This window comes from Erythrobacter sp. SN021 (assembly GCF_021864455.1).
Genome location: NZ_JAKKUW010000003.1, coordinates 248546 through 268811 on the forward strand (window position 1 = coordinate 248546; position 20266 = coordinate 268811).

Consider the following 20266-nt stretch of genomic DNA (forward strand, 5'->3'; position numbering starts at 1 on the left):
CGAGGCAATCGTTACGCGGCAAGCAGGGAACGCTCCGGCGCAGCACGGTTAAGGTTTTTGCTTCGCCACATTACCGCCCGAATCGGCAGGGGATAACGAAAACCGGGAATTAAGGGTCGTCAATGGGACTGGGACGAATTGCCTGCGCTGTCGGCAGGCACCGTATAGATGAGAAAAACGTGAAGCGCGTTAGCGGCCAGCAGGTTGGGCGCTGCCGCAATTGCAAGGCACCGATGGAAGAAATCGAACCGCATCATTGGCAATTGCTTCAGGTGCACGATGCAGGTCTTGGGCCGCGCGGTTTCCTCTAACCCGGATTCCGCGAGGCAATCCCTTGCCTATTCATGTCCGCTTTGCTTGAACGCGGCGATGGTCGAAAATCCCGCCAGCAAGGGCGATCTCGCCAAGCGCTTGTCGAGCTATTGGAAAATGGAAGGCGCGAATGTCGTCATCCTGCCCGTGATCATGGTTGCGCTCGCGGGCGGGCAGGTGGGGCCGCTTGCGCTTTTCGCCCTCGTTCCGATGTGCGGTCTGCTTTTGGTCGGCACGCTCTACTGGCGCGCCAAGCTGGCCCAGTTGCAAGGGCAGGACACCCTGCGCCCTACATTGCGGACCGTGAAAAAATGGCGCCGTCCGCTGTTCATCGCCACGATTCTTGCCGTTCTGGGAGTGATCGGCGCACTGATCGAGCCCGGCATCGCCCGGTCGCGCGGCGATTTCTGGGTCGCCTTCGCAGCCGCTCTGTTGGCGGCCCTGGAATATGTGAATTACTATCACCGCCAATTGCAGCATTTCGACCACTGGGCCGATTTCACGCGGCTGTTTTCGGGTCGTGGTTTCCGCAAGAGCCAGATGCGCCGCGATCTGGAACGCGCAGGTCTCGCCTGACGGATTACCCCGCGCCCGTCAGCTGGACGAAGACGTCTTCCAGATCGGCTTCCCGCGTGGTGACATCCTCTATCGCGTAGCCATGCGATTGGACGATCGCGAGCACCTGACCCGCGCTCGCCTTGTCGCGATCATAGGTGATTTCGAGCCGCCGCGGTTCGATCACCTCGGCCTTGGTGAAGGCCTCTTCCATGATCGGACCTCCCAGATCTTTGTCGACGGTGACCGCGACGATCTTCTCCCGCGCCATGCCGACCAGTTCGCGGGTCGGCTTGTCGGCGATCAGCTCGCCATGGTTGATAATCGCGATCCGGTCGCAGAGCTGCTCGGCCTCCTCGAGATAATGCGTGGTCAGCACAACGGTCACGCCTTCGCGATTGAGTTCGGTGACGAGTTCCCAGAGCTGGCGGCGCAGTTCCACATCGACGCCCGCCGTCGGCTCGTCGAGCACGAGGATCGGGGGCGAATGGACCATGGCCTTGGCAATCAGCAGGCGGCGCTTCATTCCCCCCGACAGCGTGCGCGCATAGGCGTCCTTCTTGTCCCACAGATGCACCGCCTTGAGCAGTTCTTCGCTGCGGCGCTCGGCCTTGGGGATGCCGTAGAAACCTGCCTGATTCTCGAGCACCTCGAACGGTGTAAAGAACGGGTCGAAAACGATTTCCTGCGGCACGATCCCGATCGAACGCTTCGCATTGCGCGGATTTTCGCCGATGTCGAAGCCCCAGAGCTCCGCGCTGCCGCCGGTCTTGCGCACAAGTCCTGCAAGGATGTTGATGAGCGTCGACTTGCCAGCACCGTTCGGACCAAGCAGGCCGAAGATACCACCTTGCGGCACGTCGAAACTGACGCCTTTCAGGGCCAGCTTGGGCGGCTCGCCCGGACCTGGAGAGGCATATTCCTTGACGAGGTTGTCGATGCGGATCGCAGGAGGCGTTGTCATGGCGGGTGACCTAGGCGCTTGAGGGCCGGATAAAAACCCATTATCGGCCCTTCCCATGAGTCTGCCACCTCCCGAAGTGTCCATGGTCACCACCCGCCGCGTGTGGTGCGACGGTGCGACCGATATCCGCACGGGTAAGAACTACCGCGCGGCCGCGCTCGGCCATCCGAAGATCTATCTCGAGATCGACGAGCATGGCTATGTCGATTGCGGCTATTGCGATCGGCGCTTCGTGCTCGAAGGCGGCCCCGCAGATGGTGTCGACCAATCGACCCTGATGGATATTTCCGAGGGCGGCGACCCCGGGCACCGGTAAAGGCTGCCACGGCCCCTCGCCATCGCACCTGCCAGCCCCTACATAGCAGGGCATGACGCAAGCGACCGACCCGCACGCCCTGCTCCACAGCCAGCTCGATCCCGAGGAAGCCAAGGCGCTGACCGCGCGCCTGCTGGCGCCGTGCGACGATGGCGAGCTTTACCTGCAATTCATGGCGACCGAGAGTTTCGCCTTCGACGACGGACGGCTGAAGACCGCCGATTACAGCCGCGATTCGGGCTTCGGCCTGCGCGGGGTATCGGGCGAAACCACGGGCTTCGCCCACGCCAATGAGATCAGCGCGAGGGCAATCGCGCGCGCAGGCGAAACACTGCAATTGCTCGATGCGACCACATCGCCGCACGCCGCCCCGCCCGAGCGCACCAACCGCCATCTCTATACCGACGCCAGCCCGCTCGACCTCATGCCCTTCGCCGAAAAGGTCGGCCTGCTCGAGAAGATCGATGCCATCGCGCGTGCCAGGGACCCGCGCGTGGCGCAGGTCAGTGCCAGCCTTGCGGGAAGCTGGAGCGCGATCGACATCATTCGCGCCGACGGGTTTACCGCGCGCGACATCCGCCCGCTGGTGCGCCTCAACGTAAGCATCGTCGCCGAGAGCAACGGCCGCCGCGAAACCGGCAGCTTCGGCTTCGGCGGACGCTATCTCTACGACGATCTGTTCGACGAGGGCCGCTGGATGAATGCGGTCGACGAGGCGGTCCGCCAGGCGCTGGTGAATCTCGAAAGCATCGAGGCGCCTGCCGGCGAAAAAACCGTGCTGCTCGGCCCCGGCTGGCCCGGCGTCTTGCTGCACGAAGCGGTCGGCCACGGGCTGGAAGGCGATTTCAACCGCAAGGGCACCAGCGCCTTTGCCGGACGTATCGGCGAACGCGTGGCCGCGCCCGGAGTCACCGTGATCGACGATGGGAGCATCGCCAACCGTCGCGGCTCGCTGAGCATTGACGACGAGGGCACGCCCACGCGCGAGACGGTGCTGATCGAGGACGGTATCCTGAAGGGATACATGCAGGACCGCCTCAACGCCCGGCTGATGGGAGTCGAGGCGACCGGCAATGGTCGCCGGGAATCCTATGAACACGCGCCCATGCCGCGGATGACCAACACTTTCATGCAGGGCGGCCATGACGATCCGGAGGAGCTGCTCAGCCGCGTCGACGACGGCATCTATGCCACCAGTTTCGGCGGCGGGCAGGTCGATATCGTGTCGGGCAAATTCGTTTTCGCCTGCACAGAGGCCTACAAGGTCGAAAAGGGCAAAGTGGTGGCCCCGATCAAGGGCGCGACACTGATCGGCGACGGCCCGACCGTGCTTACCAAGGTTCGCGGTATCGGTAACGACATGGCGCTCGACGAAGGTATCGGCATGTGCGGCAAGGGCGGGCAGAGCGTGCCAGCGGGCGTCGGCCAGCCCACCCTGCTGATCGACGGCATCACGGTAGGCGGCACCGCATAACTCATCGCAGGTTCAGCCATCATGGTTTAGTAGTCCTGCGCTCAACAGGAGATTCGCCATGCTCAAGCCTCTAGCTCTCGCAACTGCCGCGCTCGGTCTGTTGGCCGCTCCCGCTCTGGCGGAAGAATCCGAAGAGATGACACGCGGCGAGAAGAAGCTTGCCGAAATGCTCGAAGGGCGTGTGGCGGGCGAGCCGCAAAGCTGCATCAACACGTTCGGCAGCCGCAACCTGATGCAGATCGACAATACCGCGCTGGTCTATCGCGACGGCAAGACGATCTGGGTCAATTATACCCGCAATCCGGACAGCATCGACGATAGCGATGTGATGGTGCTGAAGCGGTTTAGCGGCAGCTCGCTTTGCCGCACAGACACGATCGAACTGGTCGACCGCGTGGGCGGATTCTTCAGCGGTGTGCTCCTGCTCGACGACTTCATACCCTACACCAAGGTCGATGCCGAAGGTTAAGCGTCGCGACGTCGCGGTGCGGGGCCTCCTCGGCACCGGCAAGCCAACCTTCCGGGCTCAGCCCTTCTGCCCTGCGCGGTAGGAGAGGCACATATCCGAGACGGGGCATGTCTCGCATTTCGGCGCGCGCGCAGTGCAGATGCGCTTGCCGAACTGGATCAGCCAGAAATGTCCGTCGCGAAGTGTCCAGCGCGGGGAGCGCTGTTCGAGCTGCGCAGCCGTTTTATCGGCAGTTTTGGCGTCGGTCAGGCCGATCCGGTTGCACACGCGGTGCACATGGGTGTCGACCGCGATCACGTCCTTGCCGAAGGTGAAGCTCAGCACGATATCCGCGCATTTGCGCCCGATGCCGGGCAGCGCCATCAGCCCCTGGCGCGTGTCGGGCACCACCCCGCCACGGTCCGCCAGCAACGCTGTGCAGAACGCGCGGATATTGCGCGCTTTCCTATTGTAGAGCCCGCATGGCTTGATTGCCTCCGCTATCTCGCTCTCGTCGAGCGCGAGCATGTCCTGCGGCGTTTTCGCGAGTGCGAAAAGCGCATTGGCGGCAGCGGCGGTGTTCCTGTCGAGCGATTGCGCCGACAGCATGCAGGATATGCACGACCGGAACGCATCGGGTTGACCCTTCGGCCCTTTCGCCCCGCGTGTGCGCCCGGGCATCGCCTGCGACAGGCGGCGGTAGACTTCTTCGACCTGATCCTCCGGCAGCGGGCCAGTCATCACCGGGCGCGGCGTGTCACGGCGCGGCCCATGAACACGCCGAGAACGGCGAAGGCGGGCAGCATCAGGCCCGGGTCGGGCAGTTCGAACCCGAAGATCGAACCCGCCACCCGGGCAACCGCAGTGAGGCCGAGCATGGTCGCTACTCCCAATACGAGCAGACCGAAGCCGTTGGCGGCAAGGCCGTTAGCGTTTTCGCCCAGCAGCGCGTCGTCGTTCATAGCCGCGAGCAGGAACAGCGCGACGAGTGGGAGAAGCGCGCCATTGAAAGCCTGCGCGGCGAGGATCGCCGGTGCGGGCCGGATATCGGCAAGGCCGAACACCAGACCGATCCCCAGAACAGCCAACCAGACAGACCGGAAACGCCAGCCGCTTGCCCCCCATTCCGGCGCGTCGGCTGCGCCGAACAGTCCGCGTGCGGTCAGCGCAGCCGCGAGCGGGGCGGTGACTGCGGAGGATATCCCGGCTGCGAGCAAACCGATGCCGAAGCCGGTTCGCGCCCATGCGCCAAGCTCGCTCGCCAGCGTGTCGCCCAGCGCCTCGAACGAGAAGGCGTCCGCAAGCGCGGTGCCGACTATCAGGATCGCCGAGGTAATCAGCACGCCGATTCCTATCGAAACGGCCAGGCCGAATCGCATTTCGCGCAGGTTCTGACCTCGCGCCAGTGCCGCCCCCAGGAAGAGGTTGTAAGGGACCACGGTGGTGCCCACCAACGCCAGTACGCCCAGCAGCGCGGCAGGATCGTCCGCAAAGCCCGGATTTGGCACGAGCCCTCCAAGCACAGGGCCGAGAGCAGGCGAGAGCGAGACTGCCACCGCCAGAAAGCCGGCTCCCATCAAGGCGACGAATATCGCCATCAGCCTGGCGACGACTTGCGGCGATCCGGCGAGCAGAAGGCTGCCCGCCGCTAGTGCCAGTATCACCGTAACCACGTCTCTGGGCAGGTCGAGCGCCAGCATCGTGCCCGCCGCGCCGCCGAGGATATTGCCAGCCTCATAGGCTGCGCATCCCAGCAGAACCGCCCCGCCGACCAGCAGCACGGTGGCCGCGCGCGCGAAGCCGGTGGGATAGCGGCGGCGCAGAACGGTGGCGAGATCCTGATCGGTGGCCACCGCCAGCCGCCCGGCGAATTCCTGCAAGGTGAAAGTGGCTATGCCGGAGAACAGAATGGCCCAGAGCAGCGCGGTTCCCGTTCCCGCGCCCGCGCTGGCAGCGGCCGCGACCGTGCCGGGTCCGATAAATGCCGCTGCGATTGCGGACCACAACAGGATCGAGCCGATACGCCTCATTGCGCCAATGCCCTTGTGCCCGGCTCAGTCATGTGTCGCCAGCACCAGCCGCGTATCGCAGGATCGCACCCCTTCAAGCGCACCGATTCGATCCCGCAAGCGGCCAAGGTCCCGTGCGGTATCGCAGCGGCAATCCACCAGAAGATCGATCTCGCCCGCAAGGCAGAACGCCCGCTGCACGCCGCTATATTGTGAAACCTGGACCGCCACGGCCTTTTGATCACTATCATCATCGAGCGTGACAGTAATGAAGGCCCGGATGTCGTCGATCAATTCCTCGTCCACGCGAACGGTATAGCCGCGCAGAATTCCCAGTTCCTCCAGGCGGCTAATACGGTCATGCGTGGCGCTTCGCGACAGATCGATTTCCCGCGCCAGGGCAACCAGGCTCGCACGCGCATTCCGGCGCAGGGCAGCTATGAGAGCGCGATCCCTGCGATCGAGAACATGGCGATTGGCGGCTTTCGGATCCACCGGAAAAAATCCTGTTTCACCGGCGTCTTGCCGGTAGAGTTGCGAATACGGTCGAGCATATTTTGCTCCGCAAGAAAAGGAGCCGATAATGGACCTCACCACATTCCTGCTGTTTGTCGCCACTACCTTCGTGGTCATCCTAACGCCTGGCCCCGCAGCCATCGCTGTCACATCTTTGGCCGCAGGAAATGGTCTTTCCCGAGGCCTGTTCGTCATCGCAGGCGTGGCATGCGCCAATACGGTGTTCTTTGCGCTGTCCGCCCTGGGCATATCTGCCATGATTATCGCATCCGATACCCTGTTCATGCTCATCAAGTGGATCGGAGTGGGATACCTGATCTATCTCGGAATCGGCGCGATCACGGGCAAGAGCACCACCCTCACCGTCAGGCCGGGTGACGAACGACCTGCAACGCACCTTTTTTCGCGCGGCTTCGTGGTCGAGTTCGCCAACCCCAAAGCGCTGCTTTATTTTGCCGCCATCCTCCCGCAGTTTCTCGATACGGCCGCGCCCATTGCACCGCAGATCGCAATTATGGGAGCGACAACGCTGGTCCTCGATTGCCTGGTCTATACGATATATGCTGCGCTGGGCCACGGTATCTCGCGAAGTGGTATTCCAGGTCGGGTTGTGAGGGTGCTTGATCGGTGCGCCGGCGGTGCGCTGCTGTTTGCCGCCTATAAAATGGCACGCGTTACCGCCTGATCTCTTCAGCCTGTTTGCGCCCCGTCTCGCACAGCGCTTGGGCCGGGCAATCGGAACAAGCCGGTGAGGATGGGCGGCACCATGTCTGGCCGAGTTTCTTCATCAGCAAGTGATGCTCGTCATAGTCTGCGGCAGACCATTCCTCGGGCATTGCGGGCATGATGGCATCGAAGGCGCGCGCCGTGCTGGCTTTTGGCGGCACCAGGCCCATGCGCTGGAGGATGCGCCGGTGATGCGAATCGAGCACTATCGCGCGGCGATCCAGTGTCGAGGCATTCATCACCCCGGCAGCGATTTTGCGCCCGACGCCAGGGAGCTGTTCAAGCCAGTCCATCGCATCGCCCGTATCCATCCGCTCCAGATGCGACAGGTCCACCGCGCCGCGTCGCTCGATCAGATCGGTGAGGCATGACTTGAGCCGCTCCGCCGCGATATTGGGGTAGGTCTGCGAAGCCAGTTCCTGCTGAAGCGCATCGAGCGGTGCCCCCGCCACACCTTCCCAACTGCCATAGCGTGTCAGCAACCGATCGGTCGCCGCGTTCGAAACCTCCGACTTGGTTCGCGCCCCGATCACGCCCTGCACGATCGCCCATTCGGGTCTCCGCCTTTCCGCCGTGGCCCGCCCTATATGTCCGAAGCGCTGCACCAGCAGGAGCTGGAGGCGCCGGAGCGTTTCGGCACGTGGATCGGGACCGAGAGAGAGCTGCATCGCGCCGGAATAATCCAGCGACTGCCGGGCCAGCAAGCCAGCGCTTCGCCGACCGTCAGTTGCCCCAGCCCGTCACCGCCACTATCCGCCTGCCAACGAACCAGGAAATCGGAAACGAAACGATCAATCCCGCAGCCGCAGCGATGGCGATCGGTTGCCATTCGGCATTCATATCCATCGACAGCACCGCGATGACGGCCATTCCCATCAAAGACGTCGCCACAATCGGCAACAGGATGAGCATCATTCGGAACATTGCGTGGCTCCCGCTTGTACGGTTGTGGTCACATCATGCAGGCGATTCGCGTGAAAGGCGTTGATTCAGATCAAGTTTCGACGAACCGCCTCGAGATAAGTTTACGGAACGGGCTCGCAGACACCGGGTGCGACCCCGCCTCGCTTCACTCCCACTCGATCGTACCGGGGGGCTTGCTGGTATAGTCGTAGACCACGCGGTTGATGCCCTGCACTTCGTTGATGATGCGCGTCGCGACGCGGCTGAGAAAAGCGCTGTCGAAGGGGTAGATGTCGGCGGTCATGCCGTCGGTACTGGTCACCGCGCGAAGGCCGCATACGCTGTCATAGGTACGCCCGTCGCCCATCACGCCGACGGTCTTGACCGGCAGCAGAACGGCGAAGGCCTGCCAGATCGCATCATAGAGACCGGCATTGCGAATTTCCTCGAGATAGATCGCATCGGCCTTGCGCAGGATATCGCAGCGCTCTTTCGTGACTTCTCCCGGGATGCGGATCGCGAGGCCAGGCCCGGGGAAGGGATGGCGGCCGACGAAGATGTCCGGCAGGCCCAGCTCGCGGCCCAGTTCGCGCACCTCGTCCTTGAACAATTCGCGCAAGGGTTCGACCAGCTTCATGTTCATGCGCTCGGGCAGGCCCCCGACATTGTGGTGGCTCTTGATCGTGACGCTCGGTCCGCCGGTGAAGGAAACGCTTTCGATCACATCGGGGTAGAGCGTACCCTGCGCGAGGAAATCCGCGCCGCCGATCTTCTTCGCCTCGGCCTCGAACAGGTCGATGAATGCGCCGCCGATGAACTTGCGCTTCTTCTCGGGGTCGGTCTGGCCTTCGAGACCGCCAAGGAACATTTCCTCCGCGTTCACATGGACGAGCGGGATATTGTAGTGGTCGCGAAACAGAGTCACGACCTGCTCTGCTTCGTTCATGCGCATAAGGCCGTGATCGACGAATACGCAGGTCAGCTGATCGCCGATCGCTTCGTGAATGAGCACTGCGGCAACAGCGGAATCGACACCGCCCGACAAGCCGCAAATGACCTTGCCGTCACCCACCTGTTCGCGGATTTCCTCGATCTTGGTCTTACGGAATTCGGCCATGGTCCAGTCGCCAGCGAGCCCGCAGACATGGCGCACGAAATTGGCGAGCAGCTTGCCGCCGTCGGGCGTGTGGACCACTTCGGGGTGGAACTGGGTGCCGTAGTACTTGCGCTCTTCGTCGGCGATCACCGCGAAGGGTGCACCGTCGCTGGTCGCGACGATCTTGAAGCCGGGGGCGAACTGGGTGACCTTGTCGCCATGGCTCATCCAGACCTGGTGGCGCTCGCCGGTCTTCCACAGACCGTCGAACAGCGCGCAATCCTCGGTCACGGTGAGATAGGCGCGGCCGAACTCCCCGCCTTCGCCAGTCTCATGCCCGGGACGGACCTCGCCGCCCAATTGCTGGCTCATCACCTGCTGACCATAACAGATGCCGAGGATCGGCAATCCGCTGTCGAACAGCACCTGTGGGGCACGCGGGCTGCCCTCGTCGCACACGCTGGCGGGCGAACCGGACAGGATGATGCCCTTGGGCCGCAGGCGATGGAACGCCTCCTCCGCCTGTGTGAAAGGCGCGATCTCGGAGTATACGCCCGCTTCGCGCACACGACGTGCGATGAGCTGGGTGACCTGGCTGCCGAAGTCGACGATGAGAATGGAATCGGGAAGATGTTCTGCCTGCATGGCCATCCCGTTAAGAGCAGCACGCCGTGCCTGTCCAGCGCCGCTCGGACGATTGCCGCGCAGTGCCGGAGAATTATCCGCAAAGGCGCAACGATCGCACGATCCGGCACCGTGTTTTTGCTCTTTTGCTTACCGATGCTTGCCGCACGCTCTTCCGCCGCGGCTGGTTACCGACATGCAATTCGACAGCCAAATCGCCTACTTAGACCCAGGTAATCGGGGGAGGTCGGGTTTCGTCGCCAGGAAGGCGCTCCTTCGCCCTTGCGTAAAACGCAACATCTTTCGATCTTTTCTCACTTTTGTACGCGGGCATGAAAGATTATTTCCTACTCACAGCCGGACGGTGAACCCTGACACTCCCGTCCCGGACGAGTTACAGAAGCGCTGGCCCCCCAAGCAGCCACGTTTCTGGCCTTCCTCGCCACCAGCGGCAGGCTATCGGCCCCCGCACCGGCGAGGCGATATGGCAGCGAGTAGAGACGCGGCCGCCGACATTCCTCTCCCTCCCCCCAAGAAGTCGGCGCCGCGTCTCGAAACGTTTCGGCCAAGCAGGGCCGTGTACCTTTCGACAAGCCGAACGCGAACATTCTTGCACTTTGACGCAAGGAGCCTTGCCATGCCGGTCTCGCTCACCCGTATTGCCGCCCTGATTCTCGCGACGGGAGTGTCGAGTCTCCTACTCTCGGCGGCCAGCGCCTAACCGGGCAGGCCGCGCCGCTCCGCTTCCGCGCGGAGGTCTGTCTTGAGCAGCTTGCCGATATGGCTGCGCGGCATTTCGTCGATTGCGTGGAGTTGGGCGAGACGCTGCGTCTTGCCCAGCCGTGCGTTGACGCCCGCGCGAATCGCCTCGCAGTCGCGAGCGCCATCCCGCACGGTCACGAAGCCGACCGGGGTTTCGCCCCAGCGCTCGCTCGGTACACCGATCACCGCTGCCTCGACCACGTCGTCCTCACGGACGAGTTCATCTTCCAGATCGACCGGGAAGATATTGAACCCGCCCGAAATAATCATGTCTTTCGCGCGTCCGACCAGTTCGACGAACCCCTCTGCATCGACGCGGCCGATATCCCCCATCCGCTGCCAGACCTCGCCCGTATCGGGATCGGTCCAGTATCCCTCGCGCGTTTTGTCGGGCTGGTTCTTGTAGCCTTCCATCATCGTCTGGCTGCGCCCGATCAGATTGCCCGCCTCGCCCGGGGCCACCGGAATATCCTCGTCATCGAGCACTTTCAGTTCGCTTCCCGGGGCGGGACGCCCGACCGTGTGCAGCTTGTCGGGAAACTTGTGCGCTTCGAGCAGGCAAACGACCCCGCCTTCGGTCATCGAGTAGATTTCGATCAGCGCGCCCGGCATGCGGTCGAGCACCTCGCGCTTGAGTTCGGCGGGGAAAGGCGCCGAGGTGCAGTATTTGAGCTGCAGCGCCGAAAGGTCGAATTCGTCGAAGCGCGGCTCCTGCATCAGGCGGCGATATTGCACCGGCACCAGCATGGTCGCGCTCGTCCGGTCTTGCTGCGCCCACTCGAGCCAGCGCAAACAATCGAATTTGCGCATCACCCGCACCGTCCCGCCCGCCAGAAGCGGCGGCAGGAAGGCGACCATGGTGGTATTCGAATAGAGCGGCGTGGATGCCAGCGTGCGGACCGGCAGGCCGCTTTCGAGCCAGCTTGCCGCAGTCGACGCGAATTGTCGCCAGCGCATGAGATGCGAATGCACGATGCCCTTGGGCGTGCCTGTCGTCCCGCTGGAATAGATGATGTTGAACGGATCGCCCGGCTGCGGATCGTAAGCTGGCGCCATGGTCCCTTCCGCCGCCATCCAACCGTCGAGTTCCTCGTCGAGCACGATTCGCGTCATGCCCGCGAAGCAATCCTCGCCCAGTTCGGCCAGCTTCGCGCGATCGACGAAGATGTGACGCGCGCCCGAATCGCGCGCCATCCCGGCAAGCTGGCCGGGACTGGCGCTGGTGGTCAGCGGCGCGGCCACGCCCCCGGCGCGAATGGCGGCGAGAAACACGAGCGCATAGGGAATCGAGGAATGGCCCAGGATCGCGACCGACTGGCCGCGCTCGAGCCCATCCTCGACCAGCCGGGCGGCGATCCGTTCGACCCTGTCGCCCAGATCGGCCCAGCTTAGCTCGGCCTCGTCGTCGCGTATGGCGACTTGCCCGCCCAAGGCGGCGGCATTGTCGGCGATGATGTGTGGAAAGCTGCCGAAGGGTTCGGCCAGCGTGGCTATCTGTTTTTCTCCCATGCTGTTTACACTAGGGCCAATCGCCGCGCTGTCGATAGCCTATCCGCCGCCCAGCGAATGCAGCACCAGAGCCAGCAGCAATCCCACCGCGGTCGCGAAACCTGCCCAGTGGCGCGCCTGTTCGTGCGCCTTGGGCATGATTTCGGTCGTCAGGCTTGCCGCGACCGCGCCTGCCGCGACACAGCTTATGAACGCCAGAAGATCTTGATTGAGCGCGGCAAACAGCGTGTTTCCCAGCACCGCCGCCAGCGACAGGATTGCCGCGGTTCCCGCCCATATCGCGAGTATGTGCCCCTTGGAGAACGCCTGCTCTTCGCGCATCGACCGTGCCCCGCTGGCCGCTTCGGGCAGGTTGGAGATCAGGATCGATCCCGCCAGCGCCGCAGCTTCGTGCGCCCCCGCACCGATCAGGGCCACACCAAGCGCGAGGTTTTCGGGAATACCATCGAGCGTGACCGCGGCGAGCATTCCGCCGCCACCTTGCGAGCCCCATTTCTCGTCGATCCAATAATCGACCACCGCGAAGACCCCCGCGCCCGCCAGAACCCCCAGCAGCGCGGTTATCATCGAACTCTTCTCGATTGCGGGCTGCACGAGGTCGAGCACCAGCGAAAGCAGCAGCGCTCCGCCCGCAATGGCGACCACCACCCCCTCCACACGCGCGCGGAAGGTCCCGTAGAGGCCCCAGACAGCGCCCAGGACCAGCGCTCCCGACACCGAGCCCACCACTGCGAACAGCGTCAGCATTCGATGACGTTAACCGCCAGACCGCCCTGGCTCGTCTCCTTATATTTGGTCGACATGTCGAGCCCGGTCTGGCGCATCGTTTCGATCACCTGGTCCAGACTGACGCAGCTTTCGGCGCCCGTTCTATGAAGCGCCAGCCGCGCGGCATTGACTGCCTTTACCGCGCCGATGGCGTTGCGCTCGATACACGGCACCTGGACCAGACCACCTACGGGATCGCAGGTGAGGCCGAGATTGTGCTCCATGCCGATCTCCGCTGCGCTGGCGACCTGTTGCGGTGAGCCGCCCCACAGTGCGGCGAGCCCGCCGGCCGCCATCGAACAGGCAACGCCGACCTCGCCCTGGCAGCCCATCTCCGCACCCGAAATGCTGGCGCGCTGCTTGTAAAGCAGGCCGATCGCTCCGGCGGTAAGCAGGAAAGTGCGGCGCTTCTCGCTACAACGCGCGCCTTCCTCCTCGCAATAGAAGCGGATCACCGCCGGGATGATCCCGGCCGCACCATTGGTCGGCGCGGTGACCACGCGCCCCCCGGCAGCGTTTTCCTCGTTGACCGCCATGGCGTAGCAGTTGAGCCAGTCGAACAATTGCTCGCGCTCGTTCGACTGAGGATTGGCGGACAGCTTGTCCCACAGATCCGGCGCGCGACGGGCAACCTTAAGCCCACCTGGCAAAATGCCGCGCTGCGACAGCCCGCGATCGATACACTGGTCCATCGCCGCCGCGACACGGTCGATGCCCGCGAGTGTCTTTTCGCGCGGGCGGAATGCGTCTTCGTTGGCAAGTACCAGGTGTGCGATAGGCAGGCCCGTGCTAGCACAGGCAGCCAGCAATTCCTCGGCCGAGCCGAAATCGTGTGGCACCGGCGTGCCGGTATTGATCCGGTCGTCCTTCGGCTTGCGCTTCAATTGCGCTTCGGAAGCAACGAAGCCCCCACCGGTCGAGTAATAGGTTCGCTGCGAAAGTTGCGCGCCGTCGTCATCGTAGGCCGTCAACGTCATGCCGTTGGGGTGCAAATCCGGAATGATATGCCCGGCAAGCTCGATATCGGTTGCCGGATCGAAAGCGATATTCCTCTTCCCGCCAAGCGCGAGCGATTTGTCGTTCCGCACCCGATCAAGCGCGTCCGCCGCCTCGTCCGGGCAGGTCGTATCGGGCGCGAAGCCCATGAGGCCGAGGATCGAGGCATCGACCGTGCCGTGCCCCACGCCGGTCAGCGCGAGCGAGCCCTGCAGTTCGACCGCGACACGCGCGGTACGCTCCAGCCGTCCCGACTTCGCCAGCCCCCGTACGAATGTCCGCGCAATCCGCATCGGTCCAACTGTGTGAGAGGATGAAGGACCGATCCCGATCCGGAATATGTCGAGTACCGAAAGCATGCGGTCTGGATGCGCCTTTCGCGTACCGAAATCAACCGGTTGCAGCTGCAACCGCCGCCGCGCCAATCTGTGGGTAAAATCAGCCTTGAAACTTTGGAATTCCGCCGCCGAAAGCCTATATGATCGGCATGAACGATACCCCTGAGAATGCGGGCGCCGAAGCGCCGAAAAAGAACGGTTACGGCGCGGATTCGATCAAGGTCCTCAAAGGCCTCGACGCGGTGCGCAAACGCCCCGGCATGTATATCGGCGATACCGACGACGGATCGGGCCTGCACCACATGGTGTTCGAGGTGTCGGACAACGCCATCGACGAAGCGCTGGCGGGGCACTGCGACCTCGTTTTGATCGAGCTCAACCCCGATGGCTCGGTGAGCGTGGAAGACAATGGCCGCGGCATTCCGGTCGATATGCACAAGGAAGAAGGCGTTTCGGCGGCCGAGGTCATCATGACCCAGCTGCATGCGGGCGGTAAGTTCGAGAATACGAGCGACGACAATGCCTACAAGGTTTCAGGCGGCCTGCACGGCGTGGGCGTTTCGGTCGTCAACGCGCTGTCCGAATGGCTCGAACTGACCATCTGGCGCGACGGCAAGGAACACTGGATGCGCTTCGAGCACGGCGATGCGGTGGAATCCCTGCGCGTGGTGGGCGATGCGCCGAAGGTCGAGCAGAACCCGGACGAAAACGGGTTCAAGAAGGGCACGCGCGTCACCTTCAAGGCGTCGGAAGAGACCTTCAAGAACGTCATCGAATACGATTTCGAAAAGCTCGAGCATCGCTATCGCGAACTCGCCTTCCTCAATTCGGGCGTGCGCATCCTGTTGCGCGACAAGCGTCACGAGGAACCGCTGGAGCACGACTTGTTCTACGAGGGCGGGATTGCGGCCTTCGTCAAATATCTCGACCGCAACAAGCAGGCGCTGGTCGCCGAACCGATTTCAGTGAGCGCGGAAAAGGACGGCATTGGTATCGACGTCGCCTTGGAATGGAACGACAGCTATTACGAAAACGTCCTGTGCTTCACCAACAACATCCCGCAGCGTGACGGCGGCACCCACCTTGCTGCGTTCCGCACTGCGTTGACTCGCACGCTCAACAATTACGCCAGCGCCAGCGGCCTGATGAAGAAGGAAAAGGTCAGCCTGTCGGGCGAGGACATGCGCGAAGGCCTGACCGCGATCGTCTCGGTCAAGCTGCCCGATCCCAAGTTCGGCTCGCAGACCAAGGACAAGCTGGTTTCCTCCGAAGTCCGCCAGCCGCTGGAATCGCTCATGGGCGAAAAGATGACCGAGTGGCTCGAGGAAAATCCGAACGATGCCAAGCAGATCATCCAGAAAGTGATCGACGCCGCCGCTGCGCGCGAGGCGGCGCGCCGCGCCCGCGAGATGAGCCGCAAGGGCGCGATGAGCATCGCTTCGCTGCCGGGCAAGCTGGCCGACTGCCAGGATCGCAATCCCGAAAACTGCGAACTCTTCCTGGTCGAAGGCGATTCGGCAGGCGGCAGCGCCAAGCAGGGCCGCGACCGCAAGACGCAGGCGATCCTTCCGCTGAAGGGCAAGATCCTCAATGTCGAGCGCGCGCGCTTCGATCGCATCATCGGTTCGAAGGAAGTGGGCACGCTGATCCAGGCGATGGGCACGGGCCTGCGCGACGAATTCAACCTCGAGAAACTGCGCTATCACAAGATCGTGATCATGACCGACGCCGATGTCGACGGCGCGCATATCCGCACCCTGCTGCTGACCTTCTTCCACCGCCAGATGCCCGAAATCGTCAAGGCCGGGCACCTCTTCATCGCGCAGCCGCCGCTCTACAAGGTGGCGCGTGGAAAGAGCGAAGTCTATCTCAAGGACCAGGCGGCCTATGATCGCTATTTGATCGCGCAAGGGCTCGAGGGGCGCGTGCTCGAAGCGCAGGGCGGCGCGGCGCGCGGCGGGGGCGAGCTCGAAGCGCTGGTCGAGCACGGCTTGCGCATGCGCAACCTGCTCGGCTTCGTGCCGCGCAAATACAAGACCGACCTGATCGAGGCGATGGCGATCGCGGGTGCCCTTGCTCCCGCGAGTGACCGCGTGGCAGCGCTCGACCGCGCGGCGAAGCACCTTCAGATGGGCGATCCCGAAGCGCGCTGGAGCGCGGAGATCGGCGAGGACGGCAAGGTCCGGCTCAATCGGGTGTGGCGCGGCGTAACCGACGTTCACGAAATCGATCCGGCATTCCTCGACAGTGCCGAAGCGCGCAAGCTCGACCGGATCGCGCAGGACTTCGCCGACGTCTATTCCTCGCCCCTGCGATTGGTCCGTGGTGGCACCACCGCAGAGCCTGAAGAGGCCGATGCGAGCGACGCGGAAGAGGATGTCGTCACCCTCGCGGACGATGCGATCACACTGCCGACGCAGCTGCTCGACGCCGTCATGGCCGCGGGGCGCAAGGGCCAGAAGATCCAGCGCTATAAGGGGCTGGGCGAAATGAACGCCGAGCAATTGTGGGAGACCACGCTCGACCCCGACAACCGCGCCCTGTTGCAGGTCAAGGTCGAAGATGCGGATGTGACCGACGAGATCTTTACCCGTCTGATGGGCGATGTGGTCGAACCGCGCCGCGAGTTCATTCAAGACAACGCGCTCAACGTCGCCAATCTGGACATTTGACCGGATGAGCGCGGAGCGGACAACCGAACCGGTCGAACAGCGGGGTTTTCTGCTCTTTTTGGGTCTTGTCACCTTAGCGTTGCTGATGGTGGTCCTTCCCTTCGCCCGCCCGCTGCTCTGGGCGGCGATGGGCGCGATCGTCTTTCAGCCGCTCTACCGTTGGTTCCTTCTCCGGCGCCCCGGGAAGGAAAGCCAGTCGGCGCTGGCCAGCATGGTGGTGATCCTTTTCGCCGTGGTTTTGCCGTCTTTGTGGATCGGCAGTGCCGTGGTCGACGAGGCCGCCGGGCTCTTCCTGGCGTTCAGCGAAGGCGACATCGATGTCGCGATGTATTTCGAGCAGGTCTTCAGCGCTCTTCCGGCCAATATACAGGCATCGCTGGCAAGTGCCGGTTTCGGCGAGCTGAGCGCCGTGCAGGAGCGCGTGACGGCATTCGTCCAGGCCAGCCTCGGGCTGATCGCGCAGCAAGCGCTCGCCATCGGCGGCAGCGTTTTCGGTTTCGTTCTCAGCTTCGGCATCGCGCTCTATGTCGGCTTTTTCCTGCTGCGCGACGGGCGCATGGTTGGCGATGCCGTTCTCGCGGCGCTGCCGATGGAACGCGGGGTTGCCGACCGGCTGGCGGAGCGCTTCCTCACCATTGTGCGCGCCACGATCAAGGGTTCGGTCGTGGTCGGCCTGGTACAGGGCGCGCTGGGGGCGCTGACCTTCTGGATCGTGGGGGTGCCCTCGGTCCTGCTGCTCGGCGTAATCATGGCGATCGCCTCGCTGCTGCCCGCGCTCGGCCCGGCGATCGTCTGGGTACCGGCGGCGATCTATTTGCTGGCAACCGGGGCGATCTGGGAAGGGATCGCCGTCATCGTGTCCGGCGTTGCGCTGATCGGCATGGCGGACAACGTCCTGCGTCCGATCCTCGTCGGTCGGGACACGGGCATACCCGACTGGCTCATTCTCGTCACCACGCTGGGCGGGATCGCCATGATGGGTCTGTCGGGCATCGTCGTCGGCCCGCTGGTTTGCGGGCTTTTCCTGGCAGGCTGGGGCATTTTCGCCGAACAGCGCGCTCCGGCCGCGGCGCAAACCGCGGAACCACCGGGCTGATCAGGCGGCGCGGATGTCCTGTGTGCCGCGCGCGCCACCATCCTTCGCGTTCAGCCCATCGAAAATCGCCGCCACGATAAGCGCGAGCTTCTCCTCGCTCAGCCGCTCGTTGAGCATGGCGATCATATAGGGTTGGATATAACACAGCACCATCTGATTGATCAGCGACATGGCCGTATCGACATCGAGCCCCTCGAGGAAACCTTCGGCCTGCGCCTCCGCGATGAGTTCGCACAGATAGTGGTCACCCAGATCGATATAGCTGCGCGCATATTCGAAATAGCGTTCCCCCATCTCGACATAGAGGTTGAAGGTCGCCGGATCGTCGCGGAAGTTCTGCCGCAACAGGCGAAAGCGCCGGGCGAAAAATTCGTACATCTTGCGCCGTGGCGGCAGATCGGAAGCCATGACCTCGTCCATCACGGCCAGCTTGGGTGCGAACCATTCGGCGGTGATGGCGTCGAAAAGGTCGCCATCTTCGGGGAAGACCGTTTCCACCCGGCTGCGCGCGACGCCCAGCTCGGCTGCGAGCCGGGTCCGGGTGACTTCCTCGCCGGTACGCTCCAGCAGCGCCATCGCCTCACGCGCGAAGCGGCTGCGTAATTCGTCGATGTCCTTCCCGCTCACGCCGGCACGCTCCCAAATCGGCTTCTGCCGCAAATTAGGGACGCGTGCGTGCCGGTTAAACCCCCCGCTTGATTCAGCTCAAGGATTTCTTCGGCGGAAGCGGGAAGAAGGCAGAGGTCCGCGCCCGGTATTCCGCGTATCCGGGCCGCGATTTCTTCATCCCGCCTTCGAGCAGGGGCGCGCCCGACCATCGGGTCAGCGTGAATGTAAGGAATAGCGGTCCGATAACGGTCGCGGCGGCGACCCACCAGCCCGCCGAGGCCGCGGCAAGCCATATGCCCCACCACACGCACGCATCGCCGAAATAGTTGGGATGGCGGGTATAGCGCCACAGCCCCTTGTCCATCACTTTGCCGTCATTCGCCGCATTCGCCTTGAAGCGGGCGAGTTGCCAGTCGCCGACCCATTCGAAGACTATACCCACCGCCCAGAGCGTCAACCCGATCAGTGCCAGCCCGCTGATCGGCGTCAGTGCGCTGGCTTCCAGAATTCCGTATTGCGCGGGGCTGGAGACCAGGAAGAGCAGGACCGACTGACCGAGAAAGACCTTGGTAAGCGCGGCCAGCGCGAAGCGCCCATTTTCGCGATCCGTCCTGAGTATGCGCTTGTAGCGTTTATCCTCGCCCTCGCGCCGCCAGCGAAGGAAGAGATACAGGCACAGCCGCGCGCCCCAGATGACTGTCATCGCCATCAGCAAGGTCGCCAGCGGCCCGGGATCGTAGAGCCTGAGCCAGCTTACCAGCGCCATCAGCGCCATCCCCCCGCCCCAATAGGCATCGACAAAGCTCACATCGTCGATCTGCAGGGAAATCACCCACAGGATCAGCGCCAGTCCCAGCAAAATCACGGCATTGGCCAATAGCGCTTCGACGATCATCCTCTGTCCTCCTCCATCAGGCGCATAGCCTGTTGTTCCAGTACCTTGAACCGCCCGTAATCGGGCAGTTTGGAGCGCATGAAGCGGGCGATCTCCAGCAGGGTCTGCGCATAACTTCCCGTGGGTTCGATCGCCGGACCGAAGCCGAGAAGTTTGCGCTCGTTACATACCCATACCGGAACGATCGGCACGTTGGCGGCACGGGCGATATTGTAGAAGCCCGATTTCCATTCGCCCTTCGATCTGCGCGTACCTTCCGCCGCAATCACCAGCGCCAGCCGCTCGCGCCGGTCGAATTCGGCGGCGATCTGATCGACCATATTGGTCCGCTTGGTCCGGTCGATGGGAATTCCGCCCATATCCAGCATGAAGCTTTTCAAGATACCCCGGAACAGCGTGTGTTTGCCCATGAAGTTCGGCTCGACGCCCTCTTCCGCGGTTGCACCGATGAAGAACACGAAGTCCCAATTCGATGAATGCGGCGCACCGGCGATTACGTATTTCGGAATGTCTGGCAGATGTCCGTCGAGCTTCCAGCCCTTCCAGTGGTAAATCGCCACGATGACACGCCGCACGATGCGCGACAGGATCGATCGCTTGCGGCGAGGCCCGTTGGACGACAATTTACTCTCCCTCGAACGCAGGCGTAGCAGTTACGTCGGGGAAAGCGATAGGGAT

The 20266-nt window shown here is 63.2% G+C and carries 20 protein-coding genes; 7 read left to right on the forward strand and 13 right to left on the reverse strand.

The genetic code is table 11. The features are described 5' to 3' along the window. Positions 1-369 precede the first annotated feature (369 nt). The gene (locus L5849_RS08730) at positions 370-888 is read left to right on the forward strand and encodes a hypothetical protein (RefSeq protein WP_236925274.1); all 519 of its coding nucleotides are present in this window, start codon (positions 370-372) and stop codon (positions 886-888) included. Positions 889-892: 4 nt separating this feature from the next. Here L5849_RS08730 and L5849_RS08735 read toward each other — a convergent pair whose 3' ends face one another. Continuing rightward, entirely contained in the window at positions 893-1831 is a 939-nt protein-coding gene (locus L5849_RS08735; protein ID WP_236925275.1) for an ABC transporter ATP-binding protein, read from the reverse strand. Between the two features lie 55 nt (positions 1832-1886). On the opposite strand from L5849_RS08735, the gene L5849_RS08740 reads away from it, so the two are divergent. The 3 genes from L5849_RS08740 to L5849_RS08750 are packed head-to-tail and all read left to right on the forward strand — an operon-like array spanning position 1887 to position 4090. Continuing rightward, entirely contained in the window at positions 1887-2147 is a 261-nt protein-coding gene (locus tag L5849_RS08740; protein ID WP_236925276.1) for a zinc-finger domain-containing protein, read from the forward strand. A gap of 52 nt (positions 2148-2199) precedes the next feature. Further along, positions 2200-3621, forward strand: a complete 1422-nt coding sequence (tldD, locus tag L5849_RS08745) for a metalloprotease TldD (RefSeq protein WP_236925277.1) — start codon at positions 2200-2202, stop codon at positions 3619-3621. 58 nt (positions 3622-3679) lie between these two features. Next, a complete protein-coding gene (locus L5849_RS08750) occupies positions 3680-4090 on the forward strand; it encodes a hypothetical protein (RefSeq protein WP_236925278.1) in 411 nt (136 codons plus the stop codon). A 57-nt stretch (positions 4091-4147) separates the two neighbouring features. Here L5849_RS08750 and nth (L5849_RS08755) read toward each other — a convergent pair whose 3' ends face one another. The 3 genes from nth (L5849_RS08755) to L5849_RS08765 are packed head-to-tail and all read right to left on the reverse strand — an operon-like array spanning position 4148 to position 6573. Then, positions 4148-4810 carry an endonuclease III gene (nth, locus tag L5849_RS08755; RefSeq protein ID WP_115415338.1) on the reverse strand — a complete coding sequence of 221 codons (663 nt, stop codon included), beginning with the start codon at positions 4808-4810 and terminating at the stop codon, positions 4148-4150. Beyond that, a complete protein-coding gene (locus L5849_RS08760; protein WP_236925279.1) occupies positions 4810-6099 on the reverse strand; it encodes an NRAMP family divalent metal transporter in 1290 nt (429 codons plus the stop codon). The genes nth (L5849_RS08755) and L5849_RS08760 overlap by 1 nt, the downstream gene beginning before the upstream one ends. A 24-nt stretch (positions 6100-6123) precedes the next feature. Then, positions 6124-6573, reverse strand: a complete 450-nt coding sequence (locus L5849_RS08765; RefSeq protein ID WP_236925280.1) for an Lrp/AsnC family transcriptional regulator — start codon at positions 6571-6573, stop codon at positions 6124-6126. Between the two features lie 88 nt (positions 6574-6661). On the opposite strand from L5849_RS08765, the gene L5849_RS08770 reads away from it, so the two are divergent. Continuing rightward, complete coding sequence (locus L5849_RS08770) at positions 6662-7279, forward strand: LysE family translocator (RefSeq protein ID WP_236925281.1); 618 nt, start codon at positions 6662-6664, stop codon at positions 7277-7279. Here L5849_RS08770 and nth (L5849_RS08775) read toward each other — a convergent pair. From nth (L5849_RS08775) to L5849_RS08800, 6 genes are all read right to left on the reverse strand, one after another. Further along, on the reverse strand, positions 7269-8024 hold the full coding sequence (nth, locus tag L5849_RS08775) for an endonuclease III (RefSeq protein WP_236925282.1): 756 nt from the start codon (positions 8022-8024) through the stop codon (positions 7269-7271). The two genes, L5849_RS08770 and nth (L5849_RS08775), sit on opposite strands and share 11 nt — an antisense overlap. A gap of 19 nt (positions 8025-8043) precedes the next feature. Further along, positions 8044-8235: a hypothetical protein gene (locus tag L5849_RS08780; RefSeq protein WP_234041505.1), complete on the reverse strand. Its 192-nt coding sequence runs from the start codon at positions 8233-8235 to the stop codon at positions 8044-8046. A 154-nt stretch (positions 8236-8389) separates the two neighbouring features. Beyond that, positions 8390-9964, reverse strand: a complete 1575-nt coding sequence (gene guaA / locus L5849_RS08785) for a glutamine-hydrolyzing GMP synthase (RefSeq protein ID WP_236925283.1) — start codon at positions 9962-9964, stop codon at positions 8390-8392. A 696-nt stretch (positions 9965-10660) separates the two neighbouring features. After that, complete coding sequence (locus L5849_RS08790) at positions 10661-12214, reverse strand: class I adenylate-forming enzyme family protein (protein WP_236925284.1); 1554 nt, start codon at positions 12212-12214, stop codon at positions 10661-10663. A 39-nt stretch (positions 12215-12253) separates the two neighbouring features. Continuing rightward, positions 12254-12961 (reverse strand): ZIP family metal transporter, encoded by a 708-nt coding sequence (locus L5849_RS08795; protein ID WP_236925285.1) that lies wholly within the window; start codon positions 12959-12961, stop codon positions 12254-12256. Beyond that, on the reverse strand, positions 12955-14337 hold the full coding sequence (locus tag L5849_RS08800) for an L-serine ammonia-lyase (RefSeq protein WP_115415344.1): 1383 nt from the start codon (positions 14335-14337) through the stop codon (positions 12955-12957). The genes L5849_RS08795 and L5849_RS08800 overlap by 7 nt, the downstream gene beginning before the upstream one ends. Before the next feature lie 128 nt (positions 14338-14465). Here L5849_RS08800 and gyrB point away from each other — a divergent pair, with 128 nt between their 5' ends. Both gyrB and L5849_RS08810 read left to right on the forward strand, forming a co-directional pair. Beyond that, entirely contained in the window at positions 14466-16988 is a 2523-nt protein-coding gene (gene gyrB, locus L5849_RS08805; protein ID WP_236925286.1) for a DNA topoisomerase (ATP-hydrolyzing) subunit B, read from the forward strand. Positions 16989-16992: 4 nt separating this feature from the next. Next, positions 16993-18084, forward strand: coding sequence for an AI-2E family transporter (locus L5849_RS08810; protein WP_255704188.1), 1092 nt, complete (start codon positions 16993-16995; stop codon positions 18082-18084). Here L5849_RS08810 and L5849_RS08815 read toward each other — a convergent pair whose 3' ends face one another. The 3 genes from L5849_RS08815 to L5849_RS08825 all read right to left on the reverse strand — a co-directional run bounded on the left by L5849_RS08815 (position 18085) and on the right by L5849_RS08825 (position 20211). After that, a complete protein-coding gene (locus tag L5849_RS08815; RefSeq protein WP_236925288.1) occupies positions 18085-18711 on the reverse strand; it encodes a hypothetical protein in 627 nt (208 codons plus the stop codon). A gap of 73 nt (positions 18712-18784) precedes the next feature. Next, entirely contained in the window at positions 18785-19588 is an 804-nt protein-coding gene (locus L5849_RS08820; RefSeq protein ID WP_115415346.1) for a DUF1295 domain-containing protein, read from the reverse strand. Next, positions 19585-20211, reverse strand: coding sequence for a 1-acyl-sn-glycerol-3-phosphate acyltransferase (locus tag L5849_RS08825; RefSeq protein ID WP_236925289.1), 627 nt, complete (start codon positions 20209-20211; stop codon positions 19585-19587). The genes L5849_RS08820 and L5849_RS08825 overlap by 4 nt, the downstream gene beginning before the upstream one ends. Positions 20212-20266 lie beyond the last annotated feature (55 nt).

Coding starts and splice junctions, on each gene's coding strand:
- L5849_RS08740 (WP_236925276.1), top strand. CDS start 1,887: ATGAGTCTGCCACCTCCCGAAGTGTCCATGGTCACCACCCGCCGCGTG.
- L5849_RS08800 (WP_115415344.1), bottom strand. CDS start 14,337: ATGCTTTCGGTACTCGACATATTCCGGATCGGGATCGGTCCTTCATCC.
- guaA (WP_236925283.1), bottom strand. CDS start 9,964: ATGCAGGCAGAACATCTTCCCGATTCCATTCTCATCGTCGACTTCGGC.
- L5849_RS08795 (WP_236925285.1), bottom strand. CDS start 12,961: ATGCTGACGCTGTTCGCAGTGGTGGGCTCGGTGTCGGGAGCGCTGGTC.
- nth (WP_115415338.1), bottom strand. CDS start 4,810: ATGACTGGCCCGCTGCCGGAGGATCAGGTCGAAGAAGTCTACCGCCGC.
- tldD (WP_236925277.1), top strand. CDS start 2,200: ATGACGCAAGCGACCGACCCGCACGCCCTGCTCCACAGCCAGCTCGAT.
- L5849_RS08810 (WP_255704188.1), top strand. CDS start 16,993: ATGAGCGCGGAGCGGACAACCGAACCGGTCGAACAGCGGGGTTTTCTG.
- L5849_RS08760 (WP_236925279.1), bottom strand. CDS start 6,099: ATGAGGCGTATCGGCTCGATCCTGTTGTGGTCCGCAATCGCAGCGGCA.
- L5849_RS08735 (WP_236925275.1), bottom strand. CDS start 1,831: ATGACAACGCCTCCTGCGATCCGCATCGACAACCTCGTCAAGGAATAT.
- L5849_RS08750 (WP_236925278.1), top strand. CDS start 3,680: ATGCTCAAGCCTCTAGCTCTCGCAACTGCCGCGCTCGGTCTGTTGGCC.
- L5849_RS08820 (WP_115415346.1), bottom strand. CDS start 19,588: ATGATCGTCGAAGCGCTATTGGCCAATGCCGTGATTTTGCTGGGACTG.
- L5849_RS08770 (WP_236925281.1), top strand. CDS start 6,662: ATGGACCTCACCACATTCCTGCTGTTTGTCGCCACTACCTTCGTGGTC.
- L5849_RS08790 (WP_236925284.1), bottom strand. CDS start 12,214: ATGGGAGAAAAACAGATAGCCACGCTGGCCGAACCCTTCGGCAGCTTT.
- L5849_RS08730 (WP_236925274.1), top strand. CDS start 370: ATGGTCGAAAATCCCGCCAGCAAGGGCGATCTCGCCAAGCGCTTGTCG.
- gyrB (WP_236925286.1), top strand. CDS start 14,466: ATGAACGATACCCCTGAGAATGCGGGCGCCGAAGCGCCGAAAAAGAAC.
- L5849_RS08780 (WP_234041505.1), bottom strand. CDS start 8,235: ATGATGCTCATCCTGTTGCCGATTGTGGCGACGTCTTTGATGGGAATG.